A 17,920-nucleotide genomic window follows, 5' to 3' on the forward strand; every position below is an offset into this window, starting at 1 on the left:
CCGACGGGTGAAGTGCAACGATTGCCGTGTTGGCTACCCCGGCGGAACGGGCCAGAAGGGCCCGGACGCCTCCGGTATAGCAGTGAGGTCGTTAAGGAGGCGGAAAATGACCGCGACGATGGGCGGACGACTGCTCACCCCTGGTGAGGTGGCAGCACTGTTCCGAGTGGACCCCAAGACGGTCACCCGGTGGGCGACGGCGGGCCGGATCGGCTCGATCCGGACCCCGGGCGGGCACCGGCGGTTCCGGGAGTCCGAGGTGAACGAGCTCCTCGCGGAGCTGACCACGGACGCCAGCGAACCGGCCCGCAAGGCCTGATCCATCTCGAGCGCCGGGCCGTGTCGGGTACGGGGGACTTTCCCCGCCCCGCGCGGCCCTTCGTGGTTTCGGGGTGGCACGCGGGTGAGGAGCCTGCTCCGCTCGCGCTTGGGTGAAGAACCCGCGCTTCCAGCCCGCATCCCGGGTGAAAGACGCAGCCGGCGGGCTTTCTCGCGAACCGTCCGCGTCCCGGATCCGTGTTCACGTCAAGGGGAACCGTCCCCACCCCGCTCGGCCCTTCGTGTTCCGGTTATCACCCCGTCCGACGGGGTTCGGGCCGAAACCGGCTCGACGGGTTAACCTCGGGGGACCCACACGGAAGGATCCGGCATGCTCGCTCTGCTCGCGGCGGTCGGCGCGCTGGTCGTCGCCCTGCTCCTGTGGCGGTCGTTCGCCGGTCAGCGGATCGGGGTCACGTCGCCTCCGCGCCGCGCCCCGATCGCCCCGGATGACGACCCCGACTTCCTGCGCCAGCTGTCCGAACAGCAACGCAAGCGCCGGGACGAAGACGGCTGAGCCCTACCGGTAGCCCTGCGAGAGCGGGGTCGCGAAGCCGTCGGCCACCGTCGCGGCCAGGTCCAGCAGGGCCAGGCGGGTGTCGCCGGACAAGCGGTCCAGCTCGATCTCCGCGCCCTCTTCCAGGTGCGGGTCGAACGGCACCTGGCACACCGCCCGGACCTTCGCCCCGAAGTGGGCCGACAGCTTGTCGAGGTCGACCGACCCGCCCTTGGGGCGGACCGAGTTGATCACCGCCACCGACCGCTTCACCAGCTCGCCGTAGCCGTGGGCCTCGAGCCAGTCGAGCGTCGCCGACGCGCTGCGGGCGCCGTCCACCGAACCGGACGACACCACGACCAGCGCGTCCGCGACGTCCAGGACGCCCTTCATCGCCGAGTGCATCAGTCCGGTGCCGCAGTCGGTGAGCACGATGTTGTAGAAGTGCTCGAGCAGGTTGACCGTGCGCCGGTAGTCGTCCTCGGAGAAGGCCTCTGAGACGGCCGGATCCTGCTCGCTCGCGAGGATTTCCAGCCGGCTGGACCCCTGGGACGTGTACGACCGCACGTCGCTGTAGCGCGTGATGCGGGCCGCGTCGCGCAGGAGGTGGCGGACCGTCGCCGTCGTCTCCAGCGGAAGCTTCTGCGACAGCGTGCCGCGGTCCGGGTTCGCGTCCACGGCCACCACGCGGTCGCCGCGCAGCGAGGCGAACGTCGCGCCCAGCGTCGTCGTCACCGTCGTCTTGCCGACGCCGCCCTTGAGCGACAGCATCGCGATCTTGTAGCACCCGCGCAGCGGCTGGTTGACCCGCGCGATCAGGTCGCGGCGCTGCGTGTCCGCCGGGCTCTCGCCGGGGTTGATCAGCTTGCCGGAGCCGACGTAGACGGCCTTGCGCCAGCCCGACTGCGGAGGCCGCTTGATCTGCTTGACCAGGTGCGCGGTCGACAGGTCGTGGCCGTGACCCGGCTGCTGCGGCGCCGCCGCGTGCCGCCCGCCCTGGGGCTGCGGCAAGCCCGAAGGCTGGCCCTGAGGCTGCTGCGGGTACTGGGCCTGCGCCTGCGCGTACTGCGGCTGCAGCGGCGGGAGGTTCTGGTCGTAGCCGTACTGGGCCTGCGGCACCTGGTGCGGGCCCGACACGGCCGGGTTCGGCACCTGGTGCGGCCCGGACACCGCCGGGTTGGGCGGCGGCGCGACGGCCTGCGTCGGCTGCACGTCGAAGGCCCCGGACGTCTCGGGGTGCGGGTGCGAGTCCGTCCGGTCTTCGGCGAACAGGCTCGGTTCAGCCGCCGCCGCGGGCTGCTGTTCGGCCTGTTCGGGGTGGCCAGGAGCCGATTCTTCGCTGGGTCCGGTCACCGGTGTAAACCTCCGCGCACTCCGCCCGACATCATTCCCCCTGGCGACGACGGTAGTCGGCGATCCCGCGGTCTGCTCAGCCCACCCCGGCGTACGAGTGCAAGCCCGCCGTGACGAGGTTCACGAAGAACAGGTTGAAGATCATCGCGGCGAACCCGACGATGTTGATCGCCGCGGCCCGCGCCCCGCGCCAGCCGGCGGTCGCCCGCGAGTGCAGGTAGGCCGCGTAGATGACCCAGGCGATGAACGCGACGGTCTCCTTGGGGTCCCAGCCCCAGAACCGGCCCCAGGCCGACTCGGCCCAGACCGCGCCGCAGAGGACGCCGAAGGTGAAGACCGGGAAGGCGAAGATGGTCGTCCGGTAGGCGATCCGGTCGAGGACGTCGGCCGCGGGCAGCTTCGAGGCGAACCGGGCGAACTTCGTCTCGTCCCTTTCGTAGGCCGCGCGGAACAGGTACAGCACGCTGGCGACCCCGGGAACGAGGAACACGCCGGAGCCGATGATGGCCGCCGAGACGTGGATGACCAGCCAGTACGACTGCAGCGCGGGCTGGACCGGCGCCGCGGTCGTGTACAGCAGCGTGCCGTTGATGAACATCAGGATCACGACGGGCAGCAGCAGGAAGCCGGTGAGGTGCCGGACCGGGAACTTCCACATCACGACGATCCAGGTGACCACCGTGATGAAGGTGACCGCCATGCCGTACTCGTACATGTTGCCCCACGGCGCGCGGTGCACGGCGAGCCCGCGCAGCACGATCGCCGACAGCTGCAGCAGCGCGCCGAGCACGAGCAGCGACGCGCCCATCTTGCCGATCCGCTCGGGCCGCCCGGCGTGGCGCTGCGCGACCTGGACCTCCTCGATCGGCGGCCCGCCGGCGCCGACGAGCTCGCGCGCCCGCAGCTTGGCCCGCTCGGTGGCGAGCCTGCCCTTGGCGCCGAAGCCCTGCTCGACCAGCGTCATCATCAGCGCGACGACGTAGATCGCGGCGGCGGTGGTGTACAGCCAGTCGCTGTACTGCGAGAGCGTCTCGTTGATCGGCATGCCTCAGCCCTTCTGACCACTGATCAGGCGCTCGCTGATCCGGTGGAACTCTTCGCCGTACCCCGCCTGGTCGGTGCGGGCCAGCCCGGCGACCTCGATCACGGTACCCGGGTCGTTCTCGGTCCCCGGCTTCACCCGCACCCACAGCCGACGGCGCTTGACCAGCAGGGACGCGCCGAGGCCGAGGAACATCGAGATGGCGAAACCGAGCACGAAGCCCTGGGTGGGGTCGTGGGAAACCTGCAGGGAGACCCAGTGGTTGACGCCGTCGAAGCGGACCTTTGTGCCGTCGTCGAGCTTGATCTCCTGGCCGACCTTCATGTTCTCGCGGGCGATCTTCTTCAGCCTGCCGTCGTCCACCAGCGACTGGTCGATCTCGAACACCGACTGGCCGCGCCCGGCGTCCAGACCGAGGTCGCCGCGCATGATGTCGACGGCGACCGAGGGGTCGTCCAGCTCCGGCGCCGACGACGTCAGGACGTTGCCGTGCAGGAACGCCGTCGGCGCGAACAGGCCGGTGATGGCGAGCTGGCGGGTCCGCCGCTGCACCTCGTCGGTGACGCCGGGCTGGTCGAACTTCGTCGCGCCCTCGGCGAGCATCGTGGTCGGGTCGACCGTGCGCCACTGGGTGTTCTGGGTGCGCTTGTCGCCGTTGGGGAAGGTCACCGTGAACTGCGGCGAGTAGCCCTGGCCCAGCAGGTAGACGCGGTCACCGGCGGTCCGCAGCGGCGAGTTGACCTCGAGGCCGTACGGGCGCCAGGTGTTCGTGTCGAGGTCCGGCCCGGACTGGTACTGGATGTTCGCGTGGTAGTACTCCGGCTCGCCCGCCGGGGTGTACCGCACGGTGAAGTCGTTGACCTTCACGCAGAACGGGTCGAGGTCGGTGCCGTCGACGCGCAGGCCCGCGTTGAAGGAGTCGTAGTTGTAGATGCCGGAGTTGCAGAAGCTGTCGCCGTCGGCCTGGACGATGACCTGGCCCTCGTAGCCGTAGAGCTTGCCCAGCGCGAAGAACACGATCAGGCCGAGCATGCTGAAGTGGAAGACGAGGTTGCCGGTCTCGCGCAGGAACCCGCGTTCGGCGGAGATCGTGCGGACGCCGCCGGCCTCTTCGCGCTCGACGCGGCGCCAGCCGGACAGCTGCTTGTGGACGGCCGCGACCTCGGCGGAAACGTCGGTCTTGCCGCGGCCGAGCCGGTAGTGCGGCATCCGCGCGAGGTTGCGCGGGGTCAGCACCGGCTTGGCGCGCATCGCCTTGACGTAGTCGAAGCTGCGCGGGGCCAGGCAGCCCACCAGCGAGATCATCAGCAGCAGGTAGACGGCCGAAAACCAGATGCTGGAGTAGACGTCGTAGAACTCGAGCTTGTCGAGCAGGGTGCCCCACCAGCCGTGGGCGGCGATGTACTCGTCAACTTTGGGGGCGTTGAGCTTCCGCTGCGGCAGGAGCGCGCCCGGCAGCGCGGCCAGCGCGAGCAGGAAGAGCAGGACGAGCGCGGTGCGCATCGACGTCAGGCCGCGCCAGGTGTTGCGCAGGAAGGCGAAGGTCCGCTTCGCGGGCGTGGGGCCTTGCGGGGTCTTGGGGGGTGCCTCCGTGGTCGTCACAGCGGCAGCTCCAGGTTGCCGGCGAGCTCGTTGCGCAGCCAGCCCGTCAGGTCTCCCCACACGCCGGTGACCAGCAGGATGCCGACGATCATCAGCATCGCGCCACCGAAGATCTGCACCTGGCGGCCGTGCCGCCGCACCCAGTCGGTGGCGCGCACGGCCCAGCGGGCGCCGAGCGCGATGAGCAGGAACGGCACCCCGAGGCCGAGGCAGTAGACGGCGATCAGCAGGTACCCGCGGGCCTCGGCGCCGCCGGTCGCGCTGGCCAGCGTGGTGACGGCGGACAGCGTCGGGCCGATGCAGGGCGTCCAGCCGAGGCCGAAGATCGCACCGAGCAGCGGAGCGCCCCAGATGCCACCGCCGGGGACGCGGTGCGAGCGGACCTCGCGCTGCAGCCCGGGGATCCAGCCGAGGAAGACGAGCGCCATCGCGATGGTCAGGACGCCGCCGATGCGCTGGAGGAGGTCCTGGTTGAGGGTGAGGGTGTCGGCCAGCCAGACGAGGGTGCCCAGCGTGGCGACGAAGACGACGGTGAACCCGAGCACGAAGAGCAGGGCGGCCCCGAGGACGGCCCACCGGCCTTTCTTGCGCTCCTCATCACCGCTGACGGCGGGAGCATCGGCCCCGACGAGCGCGGCGAGGTACGCGAGGTACCCCGGCACGAGCGGCACGACGCACGGCGAGGCGAAGGAGATCGTCCCGGCCAGCAGCGCGACGCCCGCGGCGAGCAGCAGCGGTCCGGAGATCGCCAGCTCGGTCACGGAGTTCACGGCATTGAGGGTAGGCAGTGAGGTCCTGGTGAGAACTCCGGGGCCGGTTCACAGGACCTCGGTCACAGCAGTTCAGGACGTAGGTCCCGGTGGTTTCGGCGGCTGTGCGGTGGTTCACCACCCCGAAGCCCGATTGTGACTACGGACGGCAGCACCGCGTCAAGGCGGGAAAGATGCCTTGACCCGGCACTCCCGTCCGTGTTCTGGCTTCGGATCGGGGTGGTGGGCGGGGTCTGGGTGGGTGCCGGTTCCGCCTTCGGCTGCCGGGCTCCCCCGATCAGGCTTCCTTCTCCAGGCGCTGCGTCACCGGGAGGAGGTCCTGGGACAGCACCGGCCGCAAGAACACCGCCGCCACGCGGTGCTGCTTATCCAGCACGATCGTCGATGGGATGATGTTGCGCGGGTAGCCGCTCAGCTTGAGCAGCACCCGGCCGTCCGGGTCGTAGATCGATGGGTACGTCAGCTTGCGGTCGCGGACGAAGTCCTGGGCCACCTCGCGGGCGGGGTCGCGGACGTCGATGCCCACCACCTGGACGGCCGGTGCCTGCTTGGCCAGCGATTCCAGCTCCGGGACCTCCGTGCGGCACGGCCCGCACCACTGGCCCCACAGGTTGAGCACGACGACCTTGCCCGGGAAGTCCGCCAGCGACAGCTGCTTGCCCTCGTTCATCAGGTCGTCGCCCGCCAGCACCGGCGCGGTCTGGCGCTGTCCGACGTCGTAGGTGATGTCGACCTTGCCGCCCGGGGAGACGAAGCTGAAGCTGCTCCCCTGCACCACCGCGTCCTTGCCCGCGCTGCAGCCGGCCAGCGCCAGCACCGCCACGGCCCCGATGACCAGCCGTTTCATGCCCCGGTCACCTTGGGGTCGGTCGTTCCGGCGGGCTCGCTGTAGACGATCTCGCGCAGCTCGTCGCCGTCGAAGACCAGGGACGTCAGGGACGCCAGCGAGCACTGGCGGCGCCGCGGGTCGTGCCACAGCTTCTTGCCTTCGAGGAACCGCCGGAGCGTCCAGATCGGCAGCTGGTGCGACACGCACAAAGCCTCGTGACCAAGAGCCGCCTCCCTGGCCCGGTGGACCGCGCCGAGCATCCGGTGCGCGATCTCGAGGTACGGCTCGCCCCACGACGGCTTGAACGGGTTCACGAGCTTCGGCCAGTGGCGAGGCTCGCTCAGCGCGCCGTCGCCGACCGCGACGTGCAGGCCCTCGAACTGGTTGCCGGCCTCGATCAGGCCCTCGTCGGTCGCGATGTCGAGGCGGTGGGCCGCCGCGATCGGGCCCGCCGTCTCCTGCGCGCGCTGCAGCGGCGACGCGACGACGTGCACGAGGTCGTGGCCCGCGACGGCCTCGGCGACCGTCAGCGCCTGCCGCTGCCCACGCTCGGACAGCCGGTAGCCCGGCAGACGGCCGTAGAGGATCTTCTCGGGGTTGTGCACTTCGCCGTGGCGAAGCATGTGGACGACCGTGGTCACTTGACCGCCTCCGCCGCCGCGCGAGCCGCCGCCGGCAGGGCCGCTTCGATCACCGAGAACGCTTCGTCGTCCATGGCCGCGTTGACGAACCAGGCCTCGTACGCGCTCGGCGGCCCGTACACGCCCGCGTCGAGCAGCGCGTGGAAGAACGCCGGGTAGCGCCACGTCTCGGACGCCTGCGCGCCCGCGTAGTCACGCACCGCCTGGTCGCCGAAGAACACGCTGACCAGGTTGCCCGCGTACTGGACGTGGTTCGCGACGCCGGCGGCGCTCAGCTCACGCCGGAAGAGGTCGCCGAGGCGCTTCGCGTTGGCGTCGAGCGCCGCGTACACGGCGTGGTCGGCCGCGCGCAGCGTCGCGAGGCCCGTCGCCACCGCGACGGGGTTCCCGGACAGCGTCCCGGCCTGGTAGACCGGCCCGCCCGGGGCCAGCTTGGCCATCACGTCGGCGCGGCCGCCGAAGGCCGCGGCCGGCAGCCCGCCGGACATCACCTTGCCGAACGTGTAGAGGTCGCCGGCCACGCCTTCGAGGCCGAACCAGCCCGCGCGCGAGACGCGGAACCCGGTCATCACCTCATCCATGACCAGCAACGCGCCGTTCTCGTGGGCGATGTCGCGCAGGCCAGCGTTGAAGCCTTCGTCCGGCGCGATCGCGCCCATGTTGCCCGCCGCGGCCTCGGTGATCACCGCGGCGATCTCGCCCGGGTTGTCCGCAAAGGACTTCCGGACGGCGTCGAGGTCGTTGTAGGGCAGCACCAGCGTGTCCCCGGCCTGGGCGCCGGTGACGCCCGGCGACGTCGGCAGCCCGAGCGTCGCGACGCCGGAGCCGGCCTGGGCGAGCAGCGCGTCGACGTGACCGTGGTAACACCCGGCGAACTTCACGATCTTCGACCGGCCGGTGAAGCCGCGGGCCAGCCGGATCGCGCTCATCGTGGCCTCGGTGCCCGAGTTGACCAGCCGGACCCGCTCGACCGGCTCGACCCGGCCGATGATCTCCTCGGCCAGCTCGACCTCGCCGATCGTCGGGGTGCCGAACGACAGCCCGGACGTCGCCGCCGCGCGCGCCGCCTCGACGACGTGCGGGTGCGCGTGGCCCAGGATCATCGGGCCCCAGGACGACACCAGGTCGACGTAGCGGTTGCCGTCGGCGTCCCACAGGTGCGGGCCCTCGCCGCGGACCATGAACCGCGGGGTGCCGCCGACCGAGTTGAACGCCCGGACCGGCGAGTTCACCCCGCCCGGGATGGCCGCCTTCGCGCGTTCGAACCATGCCTTGGACTGCTCGGTTCCAGTGCTCACGAGGTCCAGTGAACCTCATTCAGCCGTCGGCCGGCGCGAGAGGGCACCGTACGCGGACCGGTCACGATCCGTAGCGCCGGCCTAACCAGAATGAGGTTCAGTGTGGCAAACCGCCCTAGGATGGCCGGACGCCGCCCGGGAGGGGAACAGCCGGTGACCGAACGTGTGTCACAGCGCAACCCGTGGCTGGTGCTGGCCTGCTTCCTCGGCGTCGTCGCCGTGGTGGCCGTGGTCGGTGCCCTGGCCGCGGTCTCCGCGAAGGACGTCTACGCGCGGCTCGAGCTGCCGCCGTGGGCACCGCCCTCGTCCCTCTTCGGTCCGGTGTGGACGGTCCTGTACGTCATGATCGCGCTGGCCGGCTGGCTGTACTGGCGCACCGACGGCGAAACCCGGGGCTTCGCCGCGTACGGCATCGGCCTGCTCGCCAATCTGCTGTGGACGCCGCTGTTCTTCGAGGGCGGCGCGGCGACGGCGGCGCTGGTCGACATCATCGTGCTGGACGTCGTCGTGGTCGTGACGATCGTCCTGTTCGCCCGCCGCTCGAAGGTCGCCGCCGCGCTGCTGGTGCCCTACCTCGCCTGGATCCTCTACGCGACGGCGCTCAACACCGCGATCGTCACGCTCAACTAGCGCGCCGCCTGCTGGGTGATGGCCTGCGCGGCCACCGTCCCGTCGTCGCCCGCCTGGCCCTGGACGACGACCGTCGAGCCCGGCTTGAGGTCGGAAAGCTTGCCCTGCTGGGTGACGCCGACCGTGGTCGAGTCCGATGTGGACACCTTGACGTCGGTGCCCTGCGCGGTCTTCACGTACACCGTGGTGCCGTCGACGTGGTCGACGGTGCCGGTGATGCCGCGGCCGCCGGCGCCGCGGAAGCCGCCGCCCTGCTGGCCGGTGCCGGCGGTCTGGCCGGTGCCGCCCGGGCCGCCGGTCTGGTTCCCGCCGTTCCCGCCGGTGCCGCCTTGGCGCCCGGTGGGTGTCGAGGAGGACGAGCCGAACGCCGCGTGCGTCCAGGCGCCGCCGCCGAACGCGATCGCCAGCACCACGAGCCCGGCGAGCACCAGCGTGCTGCGGGAGAAGGGCTTCGCGGCGCGGCGCATCTCCGCGTTCAGGTCACCGCCGACCGCCGGGCTGGCGATGATCTGCTCCGCCGTCGGCTCGACGGCCGGGAGGACGGCCGTCGGCTCGTCCTGCGGCGCCGATCCCGGCGGGGTCGTCGTGGACGAAGACATCGAGGAACTCCTTATTCGTGACGCAGGGCGTCGATCGGCCGCAGCTTGGCGGCCCGGTTCGCCGGGAAGCTGCCGAAGAACAGCCCGATCAGGGCGGATACCGCGAAGGCGAGCAGGATCGACGAGGGCACCACGACGGGTTTGATCCCGGAGATGGTGAACCGGCTGCCGATCAGCCCGATCGCGACGCCGAGCAGCCCGCCGAACAGGCTGAGCATGGTCGCTTCGGCGAGGAACTGGCCGAGGATGGCCGAGCGCGGGGCGCCGATGGCCTTGCGGATGCCGATCTCGCGGATCCGCTCGGTCACCGTGACGAGCATGATGTTGGTGACGCCGATCCCGCCGACCAGCAGGGAGATCGCCGCGACCGCCGCCAGGAGCACGGTGAACGTCTCGGTGGCCGACGTCCGCGTCGCGAGCAGCTGCTCGGAGTTCTGGATCTGGTAGTCGGCGGTGCCGCCGAGCCGGATGCCGTGGCGGGCGTTGAGGATCGCGGTGATCTCGGACTGGGCCAGCGACACGGAGTCCGCGCTGGTGGCCTGGACGGCGATCTGGCTGAGGCTGCCGTAGCCGGCCAGGGAGTTCTGCACGGCCGAGATCGGGGCGATCGCGACGTCGTCGGCGTTCTGCAGGCCGGTGCTGCCCTTGGCCTGCAGCACGCCGATCACGGTGAACTGGATGCTGTTGAGCAGCACGTTCTTACCGACCGCGGCGGTGCTGCTGCCGAAGATCGACTCCGCCGTCGTCGGGCCGAGGACGACGACCTTGCGCGCGGCCGTGACGTCTTCGCTCGTGAACAGCTGGCCCTCGGCGAGGTCGCGGTTGGTCGTCGCGAAGTACGCGGGTTCGGTGCCGGCGACGCTGGAGATGTCGTACGACGTCTGCCCGTAGGTCGCGGTCGCCGTCGTGTTCACCACCGGCGAGGCGGCTTTGACGTCCGGCGCGCCGATGGGGTCGACGAGCGCGTGGGCGTCCTGGACGGTCAGCGGCCGCGCGGACGCGCCCTGCCCGCCGCCGCGCGCCGGGGAGACGTTGACGACGTTCGTGCCGAGGCCCTGGATGCTGGCCGCGATGGCCGCCGACGCGCCGTTGCCGACCGCGACGAGCAGGATCACGGCCGCGACACCGATGGTGATGCCGAGCGTGGTGAGCGCCGAGCGCAGCTTGTTCGCGGTGAGCCCGCGGACGGCGAAGCGCAGGATTTCGAAGAAGTTCACGAGACCGCTCCGACGGTGCCGCTCACGCGGGTCACCTCGTCCGACACGATGAGGCCGTCGTCCACGCGGACGACGCGGTGCGCGTGCGCGGCGACCTCGTCCTCGTGCGTGATGACGACGATGGTGCGCCCGAGCTGGTTGAGCCGGTCGAAGACGCCGAGGACGTCCGCGGTGCTGCGGCGGTCCAGGTTGCCGGTCGGCTCGTCGGCCAGCAGCATCGCCGGGCCGGTGACCAGCGCCCGCGCCACGGCGACGCGCTGGATCTGCCCGCCGGACAGCTCGCTGGGGAGGTGCTTGGCGCGGTCGGACAGCCCGACCATGTCGAGCGCCGCGAGCGCGCGGCGACGTCGCTCGGACCGGCGCAGTCCACTGTAGACGAGCGGAAGCTCCACATTGGACAGCGCGGACGTCCGCGGCACCAGGTTGAACGACTGGAAGATGAAGCCGATCTTCCGGTTGCGCAGCAAGGACAACTGCCGCTCGTTCAGCTTCCCGACGCCGAACCCGTCCAGGAGGTACTGGCCGGACGTCGGGACGTCGAGGCAGCCGAGCATGTTCAGCAGCGTCGACTTGCCCGAGCCCGAGGCACCCATGATGGCGACGTACTCGCCGGGCCACACGGTGAGCTCGACGCCGCGCAGCGCGTGCACGGCCGTCTCACCGGCGCCGTAGGTCTTGCGCAGTCCGGAGACCGCGATCACCGGGTTCACCCGCGGCCGCCGAAGCCACCCGTGCCGCCGGTGCCGCCGGTGCGCGTGCCGCCGCCGGGGAAGCCCCCGGTCCCGCCGCCGGGGAACCCGCCGGTGCCACCCGTGCCGCCGGTCCGGCCGGTGCCCCCGGTGCCGGTCGCGGCCGTCGCGGTCAGCACGACGTTCTCGCCCTCGGTCAGGCCGGATGTGATCTGCACCGTCGACTCGCCGCGGATGCCGACCTGCACCTGGCGCGTGACGTTCGCGCCGTTCTCCTGCACGGTGACGACGTTGGTGTTGCCGGCGGTCGTCACGGCCGCGGCCGGCACGCTCAGCGCGTTTTCGGCCGAGGCGACGGTGATGACGACGCTCGCCGACTGGCCGGGCCGCAGCCCGTCCGGCGGGTCGGTCAGGGCCAGCTGCGCGCCGTAGGACACGACGCTGCCGCTCGTGGTCGGCGTCAGGTTGATGCTGGAGACGGTCGCCTGGACCGGCTTGTCCGGCAGCGCGTTGAGCGTCACGGTGGCCTTCTGGCCCGCCTTGACCTTGCTGACGTCGATCTCGGCGACCGAGGTGTTCACGACCAGGCCGGTCATGTTCGTGATGGTGATGAAGCCGCTGCTGGAGCTGCTCGACGAAGACGTCGAGCTGGAGTTCGACCCCTGCCCGCCCTGGCCACTGCCGCTGGACGACGACTGCGAGCTGCTGCTCGAAGCCGAGCCGCTGGAGGACTGCTGCCCGACCGTGCCGTTGACCGCGGTGACCGTGCCGGCGCCGGGCGCGTAGAGCGTCGTGTTGTCGAGGGTTTCCTGCGCGGTCTGGACGTCGAGCTGGGCCTGGTCCAGCTTCGCCTGGGCCGAGGTGACGCTGTTGGCGGCCGACTGCGCGCTGTTCTGGGAGTTCTGGCTGTTCTGCCCGGTCGTGGGGGTGTCTTCGGCGTCCTCGGCGGAGTCCAGGCTGTCCTGCGCGACCGCGAGGTTCGCCTTCGCGACCTGAAGCTGCTTCGACGCCTGCGTGCCGTCGATCGTGGCGAGCTTCTGGCCGGCGCTCACGACGTCGCCGACCTTCACGTCGATCGAGGTGACCTTGCCCGCGCTCGAGAAGTTCGCCGCGCCGGTGTAGCTGCTGGCGAGCGTCCCGGCGGCGGAGATGGTCTCCGTGACCGTCGCGCGGCGCACCGGAGTGCTGCGCGTCTGCGCCTGCGCCGTGCTCGGTTCGGGGCTGAATGCCTGATATATCCCGAAAGCCGCTCCGGCCAGCAGTACGACCAGAGCACCGTTGATCACCCATGCCTTCGAGGCACGCACGCGCGTCATGCGGCAACAGTGTCGCCGCTGTTTAGCAATTGACTGTTCGTTCCCTGTGCGGGAGCTGTGTATCAGGCCTTCGGCTTGGGGTGCCGCGCACGGACCGCGAGCGAGAGCTGACGCACCGCGTCGACCAGCAGGAGCGCGGCCACGGTCCCGAGCCCGATGGCGGCGGCGAGCATGCCGCCGAAGTACCGGTGCGACTCCAGGATCGCGCCGTCGTCGGTGCGCGTGACGACGGTGGCGGACCCGCCGTGCCAGAGCGCGTAGGCGGCCCACCCGGCGGCGACGGCGAGCACGACTTCCACGGCGGCGACGAGCGCCCGCCAAGGCTTGTGCAGCCGATCCCGGGGGCCGGCTTCTTCCGGCGGCCAGAGTTCGGCCCCGGTGGGCTGCGGAAGGTCGATCACGGGAGCGATTTTCTCATGCTTCCTTCGGCGTCGCCCGCACGAGCCGGTCCAGCGCGTCCTGGAGGGCTTCGACGTCCTTCGCCCACGCCAGGACGATCGTGCCGTCCGCGAGCTCCACCGGCAGCGAGTCGTACTTGCGCGGGACCGACCAGCCGCCGCCGAGCACCCGCGCCCCGACCGGCACGCCGACGTCCGTCACCGACGCGAGCTGGTCCGCCGCGACCTTCTCCCGGCCCTGGCGCAGCTGCTTCGTCGTGACTTCCAGCGACAGGAACCGGCGCCGCGCGTAGACCCACGGCACCGTGATCGCGCACAGCCCGGCGCCGACCATCAGCCAGCCGACGACGTGCACCGGCCCGCCCGTCGCCAGCTCGGCCAGCGCGCCGACGAGCGCGAACACCGGGCCCCAGACGATGGCGGCCCAGCTCACGCCGGACTCGGCGTAGAGCCGGTCGCTCACGGCTTCCGGCCGGCCTTCGGGAAGTAGGCCGCCACCGACGGCAGGTACATCAGGATCACCGCGATGACGAACAGCAGCACCCCGAGCAGCGTCAGGTAGTTGATGATCGGCGCGACGACCATGATCAGCAGCACCATCACGATCGGCAGGATCGTGAGCACCGTCCGGGCCGAGCGCGTGCCCTCGCGGGCCTTGTACGCGAAGAGCAGGAACAGCAGCACGAACACGATCGACCCGCCGAGCAGGTACCACAGCAGCGTCGTGACGCCGTCCGCGATCATCTGCGGCGTGTACTTCGGGTCCGTGGTGCCCCTGATGTACTGGTCGATGACGGCGGACTTGCTGGTCAGCAGCTGGACGTAGCTGAGGATCAGCACCACGCCACCGACGAGCCACAGCCAGAACGAGATGGCCACCGGCCGCGGCGGTGTCGCCTTCGGCGCCTTCTGCCCCGGCATCAGCGGGTCCGGCGAGCGGCCCTTTTTGCGCCGTTCGTCGTCGGTCAGACCGCTGAGGTCTTCGGTGTCAGCTTTTTCGGGATTACTGTCCGCCACGCGGGTGAATATAGCTGGTCAGTCCAGCCAGGCAGCGGCTTCGGCGGCCCAGTACGTGAGGATCATGTCGGCGCCCGCGCGGCGGATCGACGTCAGCACCTCGAGGACCGTGCGTTCCCGGTCGAGCCAGCCGTTCGCCGCGGCGGCCTCGACCATCGCGTACTCGCCCGAGATGTTGTACGCCGCCACCGGCACCGGGGAGATGTCCGCGGCCGCCTTGATGACGTCCAAATAGGACAGCGCGGGCTTGACCATGATCATGTCCGCGCCCTCGGCGAGGTCGAGCTCGATCTCGCGCAGCGCTTCGCGGGCGTTGCCCGGGTCCTGCTGGTAGGTCTTGCGGTCGCCCTTGAGCTGCGAGTCGACGGCCTCGCGGAAGGGGCCGTAGAAGGCGCTGGCGTACTTCGCGGCGTAGGCGAGGATGGCCTTGTCGCTGTGGCCGACCTCGTCGAGCGCCCGGCGGATGACGCCGATCTGCCCGTCCATCATCCCGGACGGCCCGAGCACGTGCGCCCCGGCTTCGGCCTGCGCGACGGCCATCTCGGCGTAGAGGCGCAGGGTGGCGTCGTTGTCGACCCCGCCGTCGGCGTCGAGGACGCCGCAGTGGCCGTGGTCGGTGAACTCGTCGAGGCAGGTGTCGGCCATCAGCACGGTGGCATCGCCGAGCTCGTGCCGCAGGTCGCGCAGGGCGACGTTGAGGATGCCGTTCTCGTCGACGGCCCCGGAGCCCTCGGCGTCGCGGTGCTCGGGGACGCCGAAGAGCATGAGCCCGCCGACCCCGGCGTTGACCGCGTCGACGGCGGCCTTCCGCAGCGTGTCACGGGTGTGCTGCACGACACCCGGCATGCTCGAGATCGCCTTCGGAGCATCGAGCCCTTCGGCGACGAACATGGGGAGGATCAGCTGGCGTGGCCGCAGCGTCGTCTCACCCACCAAGCGACGCATGGCCGGGGTGGTGCGGAGCCTGCGGGGACGATGCTCTGGGAACACCCTTCCAAGTTACCCCCGCCCGGGCAGGCGGCGTTCCGCAAGGGTGCTCAGCGGCCCTTTCCGATCGGTGAGCGCACCGGCCGCGACCAGCGGCGCCGAAAGCCGTGAAGGCCGCCCCGGCGAACCGGGACGGCCTTCACGAACTGCAGATCCTCAGGAGCGACGAGCCCGCTTCGCCTTCCGCGGCGGCGGCAGCGCACCCTCCGCGCGAAGCCGCGCGGCGTGCTCAGCCAGCGCGTCCACCAGGTGCGGCACGTCCGCCTTCTCCGGCTGGACGTCGACCCGCAGCCCGAACTCCACCGCGGTCTCGGCCGTCTTCGGGCCGATGCACGCGACCAGTGTGCGGGTGTGCGGCTTGCCGGCGATGCCGACCAGGTTCCGCACGGTCGAGGACGAGGTGAAGCAGACCGCGTCGAACCCGCCGGTCTTGATCATCTCGCGGGTCTCGGCGGGCGGCGGCGCCGCCCGGACGGTCCGGTAGGCCGTCACGTCGTCGATCTCCCAGCCGCGCTCGCGAAGGCCGGCCGACAGGGTCTCCGTGGCGATGTCCGCCCGGGGCAGCAGCACGCGGTCGACCGGGTCGAGCACGTCGTCGTACGGCGGGAACTCGGCCAGCAGGCCTTCCGACGACTGCTCGCCCGACGGGACCAGCTCGGGGATGATGCCGAACGAGCGGACCTTCTCCGCGGTGGCCGCGCCGACGCAGGCGATCTTCACGCCGGAGAACGCACGAGCGTCGAGCCCGAACTCCTCGAACTTCTCCCACACCGCGCGGACCGCGTTGGTGGAGGTGAAGACGATCCACTGGTAACGGCCGTCGACCAGGCCCTTGACCGAGCGCTCCATCTGCGCCGGGCTGCGGGGCGGCTCGACCGAGATCGTCGGGACCTCGTGCGACGTCGCGCCGTGGCCGCGCAGGCGCTCGGCCATCTCGCCGGCCTGCTCCTTGGTGCGCGGCACCAGGACCTTCCAGCCGTACAGCGCGCGCGACTCCCACCAGGACAGCTTCGAGCGGTGCCCGGCGGCCTGGCCGATCGTGACGATCAGCGGCCCGACGAGCTCGCCCGCGTCGTTGGCGACCTTCTCGAGCGTGGTGTCGAGGGTGCGCTGGGTGTTGATGGTGCCGTTCGCGGTCACCGCGACCGGGGTCGACGCCGGGACGCCGTTGCCGGTCAGCGCCGACGCGGCCTCGGCCAGGTGGGCCGACGTCGCGTGCAGGACCAGCGGGCCGGGCGAGGCGGCCAGTGCCGCCCAGTCGACGTCGCCGCGGACGTCGACCTCGGTGTGCGTGCCGCCCAGCGCGACGCCCGCGTACGCCGGGACGGCCGCGCCCGGCGAGACGCCCGGGATGATGTCGAACACGGCGCTCGTGCGCGCGACCGCCTGCACCTCGGCCACCACGGCCGGGGTCGTCAGCGGGTCGCCCGAGATCAGGCGCAGCACCAGCCGGCCGGCCTTGGCCTCGGCGGTGAGGTCCTTGGCGACCTCGGTGGCCTCGCCGACGGCGGGCCGGACCTCGGCGCCCTCCGCCGCCATGGCCAGCACGGCCTGGGGCACGTCGGGGTCGGTCACCACGACCTCGGCCTTGGCGAGCAGTTCCTGGGCACGGACCGTGAGCAGGCCGGCGTCGCCGGGCCCGGAGCCCACGAACGCTACGCGCCCGGTGGTCTTTCGCGCGGGGGTCATCTGTGCGTTTCTCCTCTTGCGGCGGCCGTGCGCGAATGCACGGACGCAGGTCTCCTACGTCTCTTTTCGAAGCGCTCGCGAGAGCGCTACTGAGCGGGGCCGGAGAGGGCTCCGGCACCGAGGTCCAGCAGCTCGGCGGCCAGGTCCTTGCCCAGCTGGGCGGCCTGGTGCTTGTCGGCCAGCGCGATGGCCCGGACCATGTCCACCGCGCCGTCCTCGCCGTCGACCGCGGCGGTGCCGCGCAGCGAGATCCGTTCCACGACCTTGCCCTCGGCGTCGAGATCTTCGACGATCTCGGCGAGCGCGCCCACCGGCGCGCTGCACCCCGCCTCGAGCGCGGCCAGCAGAGCACGCTCGGCCGTCACCGCGGCCCGCGTGCCCTCGTCGTCCAATGTGGATGCGAGCAGGTGCTCGAGGTCCACGTCGGCGGCCCGGCACTCCACCGCCAGCGCGCCCTGGGCGGGCGCGGGCAGCATCTGGATCGGGTCGAGGGTCTCGGTGATCGCCTCGGCCAGTCCGACCCTGGCCAGTCCGGCACGCGCGAGCACCACGGCATCGAGCTCGCCGTCGGTGACCTTGCGCATGCGGGTGTCGATATTGCCGCGAATCGGCACGATTTCCAAACCGAGACCCAGCGCGCGCAGCTGCGCGGTGCGCCGCGGCGAGCCCGTGCCCACCGTGGAGCCCGGCGGCAGCTCGCCCAGGGTCAGCCCGTCCCGAGCGATCAGAGCGTCCCGCGGGTCCGCGCGCGGCGGCACGGCGGCGAGCGAGATGCCCGGCTCCGGCGCGGTCGGCAGATCCTTGTACGAGTGGACGATGACGTCGACCTCGTTGCGCTGCAAGGCTTCCCGCAGCGCCGAGGTGAACACGCCGACCCCGATCGTGGGAATCGGCGCGGAGGACTGGTCACCGGGGGTGGTCACCTTGACGATCTCGACCTCGGCGCCGGTGGCGCGCAGGGCGTCGGCGACGGTCCCGGTCTGGGCGAGCGCGAGCTTCGAACCACGCGTGCCCATGCGAATGACTCTG

Annotated in this window: 20 protein-coding genes; 3 read left to right on the forward strand and 17 right to left on the reverse strand. The window is 71.3% G+C overall.

Annotated features, from left to right (window positions below; translation table 11 throughout):
• Positions 1–106 precede the first annotated feature (106 nt).
• Both ACZ7PG_RS15075 and ACZ7PG_RS15080 read left to right on the forward strand, forming a co-directional pair.
• A complete protein-coding gene (locus tag ACZ7PG_RS15075) occupies positions 107–319 on the forward strand; it encodes a BldC family transcriptional regulator (protein ID WP_072474890.1) in 213 nt (70 codons plus the stop codon).
• A gap of 330 nt (positions 320–649) precedes the next feature.
• Complete coding sequence (locus tag ACZ7PG_RS15080) at positions 650–835, forward strand: hypothetical protein (RefSeq protein WP_470239639.1); 186 nt, start codon at positions 650–652, stop codon at positions 833–835.
• A gap of 3 nt (positions 836–838) precedes the next feature.
• On the opposite strand, the gene ACZ7PG_RS15085 is transcribed toward ACZ7PG_RS15080, so the two are convergent.
• From ACZ7PG_RS15085 to hemL, 7 genes are all read right to left on the reverse strand, one after another.
• The gene (locus ACZ7PG_RS15085; protein WP_470239640.1) at positions 839–2,167 is read right to left on the reverse strand and encodes a MinD/ParA family ATP-binding protein; all 1,329 of its coding nucleotides are present in this window, start codon (positions 2,165–2,167) and stop codon (positions 839–841) included.
• 76 nt (positions 2,168–2,243) lie between these two features.
• Positions 2,244–3,212 (reverse strand): c-type cytochrome biogenesis protein CcsB, encoded by a 969-nt coding sequence (gene ccsB / locus ACZ7PG_RS15090; RefSeq protein ID WP_470239641.1) that lies wholly within the window; start codon positions 3,210–3,212, stop codon positions 2,244–2,246.
• Positions 3,213–3,215: 3 nt separating this feature from the next.
• Positions 3,216–4,811: a cytochrome c biogenesis protein ResB gene (gene resB, locus ACZ7PG_RS15095; RefSeq protein WP_470239642.1), complete on the reverse strand. Its 1,596-nt coding sequence runs from the start codon at positions 4,809–4,811 to the stop codon at positions 3,216–3,218.
• Positions 4,808–5,581 carry a cytochrome c biogenesis CcdA family protein gene (locus ACZ7PG_RS15100; protein ID WP_470239643.1) on the reverse strand — a complete coding sequence of 258 codons (774 nt, stop codon included), beginning with the start codon at positions 5,579–5,581 and terminating at the stop codon, positions 4,808–4,810. Before ACZ7PG_RS15100 ends, resB begins: the two co-directional genes overlap by 4 nt.
• A 277-nt stretch (positions 5,582–5,858) precedes the next feature.
• Complete coding sequence (locus tag ACZ7PG_RS15105; protein ID WP_470239644.1) at positions 5,859–6,428, reverse strand: redoxin domain-containing protein; 570 nt, start codon at positions 6,426–6,428, stop codon at positions 5,859–5,861.
• A complete protein-coding gene (locus ACZ7PG_RS15110) occupies positions 6,425–7,051 on the reverse strand; it encodes a histidine phosphatase family protein (protein WP_470239645.1) in 627 nt (208 codons plus the stop codon). Before ACZ7PG_RS15110 ends, ACZ7PG_RS15105 begins: the two co-directional genes overlap by 4 nt.
• A complete protein-coding gene (gene hemL, locus ACZ7PG_RS15115; protein ID WP_470239646.1) occupies positions 7,048–8,349 on the reverse strand; it encodes a glutamate-1-semialdehyde 2,1-aminomutase in 1,302 nt (433 codons plus the stop codon). Before hemL ends, ACZ7PG_RS15110 begins: the two co-directional genes overlap by 4 nt.
• A gap of 153 nt (positions 8,350–8,502) precedes the next feature.
• Between hemL and ACZ7PG_RS15120 the strand changes: the two genes are divergently transcribed.
• Positions 8,503–8,979 (forward strand): TspO/MBR family protein, encoded by a 477-nt coding sequence (locus tag ACZ7PG_RS15120; RefSeq protein WP_470239647.1) that lies wholly within the window; start codon positions 8,503–8,505, stop codon positions 8,977–8,979.
• On the opposite strand, the gene ACZ7PG_RS15125 is transcribed toward ACZ7PG_RS15120, so the two are convergent.
• From ACZ7PG_RS15125 to hemC, 10 genes are all read right to left on the reverse strand, one after another.
• Positions 8,976–9,578: a hypothetical protein gene (locus ACZ7PG_RS15125; RefSeq protein WP_470239648.1), complete on the reverse strand. Its 603-nt coding sequence runs from the start codon at positions 9,576–9,578 to the stop codon at positions 8,976–8,978. The genes ACZ7PG_RS15120 and ACZ7PG_RS15125 overlap by 4 nt on opposite strands.
• Positions 9,579–9,589: 11 nt before the next feature.
• Positions 9,590–10,795 carry an ABC transporter permease gene (locus ACZ7PG_RS15130; RefSeq protein WP_470239649.1) on the reverse strand — a complete coding sequence of 402 codons (1,206 nt, stop codon included), beginning with the start codon at positions 10,793–10,795 and terminating at the stop codon, positions 9,590–9,592.
• Positions 10,792–11,505 carry an ABC transporter ATP-binding protein gene (locus ACZ7PG_RS15135; protein WP_470239650.1) on the reverse strand — a complete coding sequence of 238 codons (714 nt, stop codon included), beginning with the start codon at positions 11,503–11,505 and terminating at the stop codon, positions 10,792–10,794. The genes ACZ7PG_RS15130 and ACZ7PG_RS15135 overlap by 4 nt, the downstream gene beginning before the upstream one ends.
• Complete coding sequence (locus tag ACZ7PG_RS15140; RefSeq protein ID WP_470239651.1) at positions 11,502–12,800, reverse strand: efflux RND transporter periplasmic adaptor subunit; 1,299 nt, start codon at positions 12,798–12,800, stop codon at positions 11,502–11,504. Before ACZ7PG_RS15140 ends, ACZ7PG_RS15135 begins: the two co-directional genes overlap by 4 nt.
• A gap of 62 nt (positions 12,801–12,862) precedes the next feature.
• Complete coding sequence (locus ACZ7PG_RS15145) at positions 12,863–13,201, reverse strand: hypothetical protein (protein WP_470239652.1); 339 nt, start codon at positions 13,199–13,201, stop codon at positions 12,863–12,865.
• A 13-nt stretch (positions 13,202–13,214) separates the two neighbouring features.
• Complete coding sequence (locus ACZ7PG_RS15150; protein WP_470239653.1) at positions 13,215–13,661, reverse strand: hypothetical protein; 447 nt, start codon at positions 13,659–13,661, stop codon at positions 13,215–13,217.
• Positions 13,658–14,215: a hypothetical protein gene (locus ACZ7PG_RS15155; RefSeq protein WP_470239654.1), complete on the reverse strand. Its 558-nt coding sequence runs from the start codon at positions 14,213–14,215 to the stop codon at positions 13,658–13,660. The genes ACZ7PG_RS15150 and ACZ7PG_RS15155 overlap by 4 nt, the downstream gene beginning before the upstream one ends.
• Positions 14,216–14,233: 18 nt before the next feature.
• Complete coding sequence (gene hemB, locus ACZ7PG_RS15160; protein WP_470239655.1) at positions 14,234–15,205, reverse strand: porphobilinogen synthase; 972 nt, start codon at positions 15,203–15,205, stop codon at positions 14,234–14,236.
• Between the two features lie 153 nt (positions 15,206–15,358).
• On the reverse strand, positions 15,359–16,891 hold the full coding sequence (locus tag ACZ7PG_RS15165; protein WP_470239656.1) for a bifunctional uroporphyrinogen-III C-methyltransferase/uroporphyrinogen-III synthase: 1,533 nt from the start codon (positions 16,889–16,891) through the stop codon (positions 15,359–15,361).
• A gap of 86 nt (positions 16,892–16,977) precedes the next feature.
• A complete protein-coding gene (gene hemC, locus ACZ7PG_RS15170; RefSeq protein ID WP_470239657.1) occupies positions 16,978–17,907 on the reverse strand; it encodes a hydroxymethylbilane synthase in 930 nt (309 codons plus the stop codon).
• Positions 17,908–17,920 lie beyond the last annotated feature (13 nt).

The organism is Amycolatopsis sp. NPDC114504 (genome assembly GCF_055633595.1).

Coding starts and splice junctions, on each gene's coding strand:
- ACZ7PG_RS15105 (WP_470239644.1), bottom strand. CDS start 6,428: ATGAAACGGCTGGTCATCGGGGCCGTGGCGGTGCTGGCGCTGGCCGGC.
- ACZ7PG_RS15075 (WP_072474890.1), top strand. CDS start 107: ATGACCGCGACGATGGGCGGACGACTGCTCACCCCTGGTGAGGTGGCA.
- hemC (WP_470239657.1), bottom strand. CDS start 17,907: ATGGGCACGCGTGGTTCGAAGCTCGCGCTCGCCCAGACCGGGACCGTC.
- ACZ7PG_RS15080 (WP_470239639.1), top strand. CDS start 650: ATGCTCGCTCTGCTCGCGGCGGTCGGCGCGCTGGTCGTCGCCCTGCTC.
- ccsB (WP_470239641.1), bottom strand. CDS start 3,212: ATGCCGATCAACGAGACGCTCTCGCAGTACAGCGACTGGCTGTACACC.
- ACZ7PG_RS15165 (WP_470239656.1), bottom strand. CDS start 16,891: ATGACCCCCGCGCGAAAGACCACCGGGCGCGTAGCGTTCGTGGGCTCC.
- ACZ7PG_RS15140 (WP_470239651.1), bottom strand. CDS start 12,800: ATGACGCGCGTGCGTGCCTCGAAGGCATGGGTGATCAACGGTGCTCTG.
- ACZ7PG_RS15125 (WP_470239648.1), bottom strand. CDS start 9,578: ATGTCTTCGTCCACGACGACCCCGCCGGGATCGGCGCCGCAGGACGAG.